Source organism: Streptomyces sp. NPDC096012 (genome assembly GCF_040426375.1).
Classification (GTDB): domain Bacteria; phylum Actinomycetota; class Actinomycetes; order Streptomycetales; family Streptomycetaceae; genus Streptomyces.
In genome coordinates, this window is sequence record NZ_JBEOTD010000081.1 from 5,333 (window position 1) to 9,305 (window position 3,973).

Annotated in this window: 4 protein-coding genes; 3 read left to right on the forward strand and 1 reads right to left on the reverse strand. The window is 71.1% G+C overall.

What is annotated here, in order from left to right; all coding sequences use genetic code 11:
- Positions 1-133 precede the first annotated feature (133 nt).
- On the reverse strand, positions 134-1,285 hold the full coding sequence (locus ABVB68_RS36390) for a glutathione-independent formaldehyde dehydrogenase (RefSeq protein ID WP_353605506.1): 1,152 nt from the start codon (positions 1,283-1,285) through the stop codon (positions 134-136).
- A gap of 224 nt (positions 1,286-1,509) precedes the next feature.
- Here ABVB68_RS36390 and ABVB68_RS36395 point away from each other — a divergent pair, with 224 nt between their 5' ends.
- The 3 genes from ABVB68_RS36395 (at position 1,510) to tuf (ending at position 3,697) form a co-directional block, all read left to right on the forward strand.
- Positions 1,510-2,232 (forward strand): DNA alkylation repair protein, encoded by a 723-nt coding sequence (locus ABVB68_RS36395; protein ID WP_353605507.1) that lies wholly within the window; start codon positions 1,510-1,512, stop codon positions 2,230-2,232.
- A 15-nt stretch (positions 2,233-2,247) separates the two neighbouring features.
- Complete coding sequence (locus ABVB68_RS36400; protein ID WP_353605509.1) at positions 2,248-2,424, forward strand: hypothetical protein; 177 nt, start codon at positions 2,248-2,250, stop codon at positions 2,422-2,424.
- Between the two features lie 97 nt (positions 2,425-2,521).
- Complete coding sequence (gene tuf, locus ABVB68_RS36405; protein ID WP_353605508.1) at positions 2,522-3,697, forward strand: elongation factor Tu; 1,176 nt, start codon at positions 2,522-2,524, stop codon at positions 3,695-3,697.
- Positions 3,698-3,973: the final 276 nt, after the last annotated feature.

Here is a 3,973-nt window from a genome sequence, read left to right on the forward strand (position 1 = left end):
GGGCGCGCGGGTGGCGGCGGGGGCGGGCGCGGCCGCGCGGCCCCCCGCGCGCCCCCCGCCCCCCCCCCCCACCCCAGTGTCGTGCGGCTGTCTCACAGAGACGTGTCACACGGTGCGTCGCACACGGTGCGGCTCACGCGGCGAGAGCGTGATCGGGATGCAGTACCACCTTGGTGTAGCCCTCGATCCGCTTGTCGAACTTCTCGTACGCCTGCGGCGCCTCTTCCAGCGGCAGCTCGTGGGAGACCACGAAGCTGGGCTTGGCCCGCCCGGCGATGATCATGTCGCGCAACTGGCGATTGTACTGCTTGACGTTGCACTGGCCGGTGCCCATCTGCTGGCCCTTCTCGAACATCCTGCCGATGGAGACCAGCAGCTGGCCCCGCTTCGCGTGTTCGTCGGGGGCACCCGGGTCCGACGGCACGTACAGACCCGGTACGCCGAGCAACCCGGTCGCACGCACCGTCTCGACGAGGGCGTTGAGAACGATGGCGGGTTCCTCGTGGCTGGCGTCGTGGGCCTGTGCCTGGTAGCCGACGGCGTCGACGCCCTTGTCGGTTCCCTCACCTCCGGTCTGTTCCTTGATCTGTTCGGCCGGGTCGCCCTTGGTGAAGTCGATGGGGATGGCCCCGATCTCCTCCGCCTTGGCGAGCCGCTCGGGCACCCGGTCGACGGAGAAGACCTTCGCCGCACCGCGCAGCAACGCCGAGTAGGCGGCCATCAGCCCCACCGGTCCGGCACCGTAGACGGCCACGCTGTCACCGGTGGACACCTGGGCGAGTTCGCAGCCGTGGTAGCCGGTGGGGAAGATGTCGGCGAGCAGCACGAAATCAGCCTCGAACTCGTCGCCCGGAGGCAGCTTCAGGCAGTTGAAGTCGGCGAACGGCACCCGCAGCAGTTCGGCCTGGCCGCCCTCGTACGGACCCATCGCCACATAGCCGTAGGCTCCGCCGGCGAAGCCGGGGTTGACCGTCAGACAGAAACCGGTCTTCCCGGCAAGGCAGTTCTTGCAGAATCCGCACGCCACATTGAAGGGCATCACGACGCGGTCGCCCACGGACAGGGAGACCACGCCACTGCCGACCTCCTCGATGATGCCGAGGTTCTCGTGCCCGAAGACGATGCCCGGCTCGGCCGCCGTGCGGCCCTCGTACATGTGCAGGTCCGAGCCGCAGATGGCGGTCGACGTGACCCGTACTAGCACATCGTTGGGATGCTCGATCCGCGGATCGTCGACATCCTTCACGGCCACACGGAAGGGCTTCTCGTAGACGACGGCTTTCACCTCTGTCACCTCCCCGTCGAGCACTGGACGACGGCGGGGAAGAGGGCCGTTGCCGAGAGGAGACTCGTGGAGCGCGGGCCGCCGAGGAGACACTCGTGGGGGCGCGGGCTCCGCACCGGGCCGTGGCCCGTGCGCCCGCTTCACCGCCGGTACCTCCAGGGAACGCCCGTACGGACGGGGGCGCAACCCAGGTCGAAAGACCCACCGGCAGTAGGGTTCTCCGCATGACCGTCACCGGTGCGGCTCCGCCGGAAGCGCCGCGCAGCGCCCTCGCCGACCTCGTGCTGGAACGGCTGACGGCCCGGTACGGGGCCGCCGCCGACCCCGAGCGGGCCGCCGCAATGGGCGCCTACATGAAGGACATCGCCCCTTTCCTCGGCATTCCCACGCAGGCCCGGCGTGCCCTGTCGCGCACCGTGCTGGCCGGCACGGCGCGCCCCGGCGAGACCGACTGCGCCGCGATCGCCCTGCGCTGCTGGGAGCTGCCCGAGCGCGAGTACCACTACTTCGCCGTCGACTATCTGCGCCGGCACGCGGGCCGCTGCTCCTCGGGCCTCCTCCCGGTGGTCCGGCATCTCGTCACCACCGTCTCCTGGTGGGACACCGTCGACCTGCTCGCCGTGCACGTCGTCGGCACCCTGGTCGCCGCCGACCCGAAGCTCGTCACCGACATGGACTCCTGGATCACCGACGGCGACCTGTGGGTGGCGCGCACGGCCCTGCTCCACCAGCTCGCCTACAAGGAACGCACGGACACCGGCCGACTGTTCGCCTACTGTCTCCTCCAGTCCGGGCATCCCGGGTTCTTCATCCGCAAGGCGATCGGCTGGGCCTTGCGCGCGTACGCCAAGACCGACCCCGAGGCCGTACGGGACTTCCTGGCGCGGGAACGGGGCCGGTTCGCCCCGCTGACCGTCCGTGAGGCGCTGAAGAACATCGGCCCCTGAACCGACCCCATTCCCGTGGCCGTCACGGAGTCGCGGGCCGTCGCCGAAAACCATTCGACGCCGGACGAACCGTCGGCGATGATCGACGCCATGTTCCGGTACGCCTTCCTGCTCGCAGCATCCGCCGTCGCGGATGCGCCGAAGGCTGCCGTTCCGCTTCTCCTGGCCGCTGTCGACGGCGCCCGAAGCTGACCCTCTCCGGATCGTCCGGCGGACCCCGCAGGGGGAGGGTCGGCGGCTCCCGGGGTCCCGCAGTCCCGTACGACCGGAGAGGCTCCGAGGTACAGCCATGTCCAAAACGGCCTACGTGCGCACCAAGCCGCACCTGAACATCGGCACCATGGGTCATGTCGACCACGGCAAGACGACCCTGACCGCCGCCATCACCAAGGTGCTCGCCGAGCGCGGCACCGGTACGTTCGTCCCCTTCGACCGGATCGACCGCGCCCCGGAGGAGGCCGCCCGCGGCATCACCATCAACATCGCGCACGTCGAGTACGAGACCGACACGCGGCACTACGCCCACGTCGACATGCCCGGGCACGCCGACTACGTCAAGAACATGGTCACCGGAGCGGCGCAGCTCGACGGGGCCGTCCTGGTCGTCTCCGCGCTCGACGGGATCATGCCGCAGACCGCCGAGCACGTCCTGCTCGCCCGGCAGGTGGGCGTCGACCACATCGTCGTCGCGCTGAACAAGGCCGACGGCGCGGAGGACGAGGAACTGATCGACCTGGTCGAGCTGGAGGTCCGCGACCTGCTCACCGCGCAGGGCTACCCGGGCGACTCCGTGCCCGTGGTCCGCGTCTCCGGGCTGAAGGCGCTGGAAGGCGACCCGCGCTGGACGGCGTCCGTCGAGGCGCTGCTGGACGCCGTGGACACGTACGTGCCGATGCCGGAGCGGTATCTGGACGCACCCTTCCTGCTTCCGGTGGAGAACGTGCTCACCATCACCGGCCGGGGCACGGTCGTCACGGGCGCCGTGGAGCGGGGCACGCTGCGCCTGGGCGACCGGGTGTCGGTGCTCGGCGCCGATGTGGAGACCGTCGTCACCGGTCTGGAGACCTTCGGCAAGCCGATGGAGGAGGCACAGGCCGGGGACAACGTGGCCGTACTGCTGCGGGGCGTGCCACGGGACGCGGTGCGGCGCGGGCACGTCGTGGCGGCGCCCGGGAGCGTGGTGCCCGCCCGGCGGTTCGTGGCCAGGGTCTATCTGCTGGCGGGGCGCGAAGGGGGCCGTACGACACCGGTCGCCAGCGGGTACCGGCCGCAGTTCTACATCCGGACGGCGGACGTGGTCGGGGACGTCGACCTCGGGGAGACGGCGGTGGCCCGGCCCGGCGAGACGGTCGAGATGACCGTCGAACTCGGGCGGGAGGTGCCGCTGGAGCCCGGACTCGGGTTCGCCATACGTGAGGGTGGCAGGACCGTCGGCGCCGGAACCGTCGTCTCCGTCGGTTCCTGACCGGTGAGTGCGCGGGGGACCGCGGGCCGCTGAGCGCCCGCTCGCGCCGTCCCCCGCGCACTGCCTTGCGGGGAGGGCGCGGGGAGGGGGGCGGGGAGGGCCGGCGCCCGGTGTGCCCCCCTCGCGCGGGACCCCGGCGCCGGTGTGTCTCCTCTTCCGCGGTTGGGCGCCCGGTGGTCCTCCCCCGTTATCTTCTTCGTGGTCCTGCAAGAGGGCCGCTGGCCTCCGGGCCCGGCATGACTGTTGCCCCCTGTCGATGGGATGACCTGGGGGGTG

What these genes read in the sequence shown, in the direction of transcription:
- ABVB68_RS36395 (WP_353605507.1), top strand. Translation starts at nt 1,510, where the DNA reads ATGACCGTCACCGGTGCGGCTCCGCCGGAAGCGCCGCGCAGCGCCCTC.
- tuf (WP_353605508.1), top strand. Translation starts at nt 2,522, where the DNA reads ATGTCCAAAACGGCCTACGTGCGCACCAAGCCGCACCTGAACATCGGC.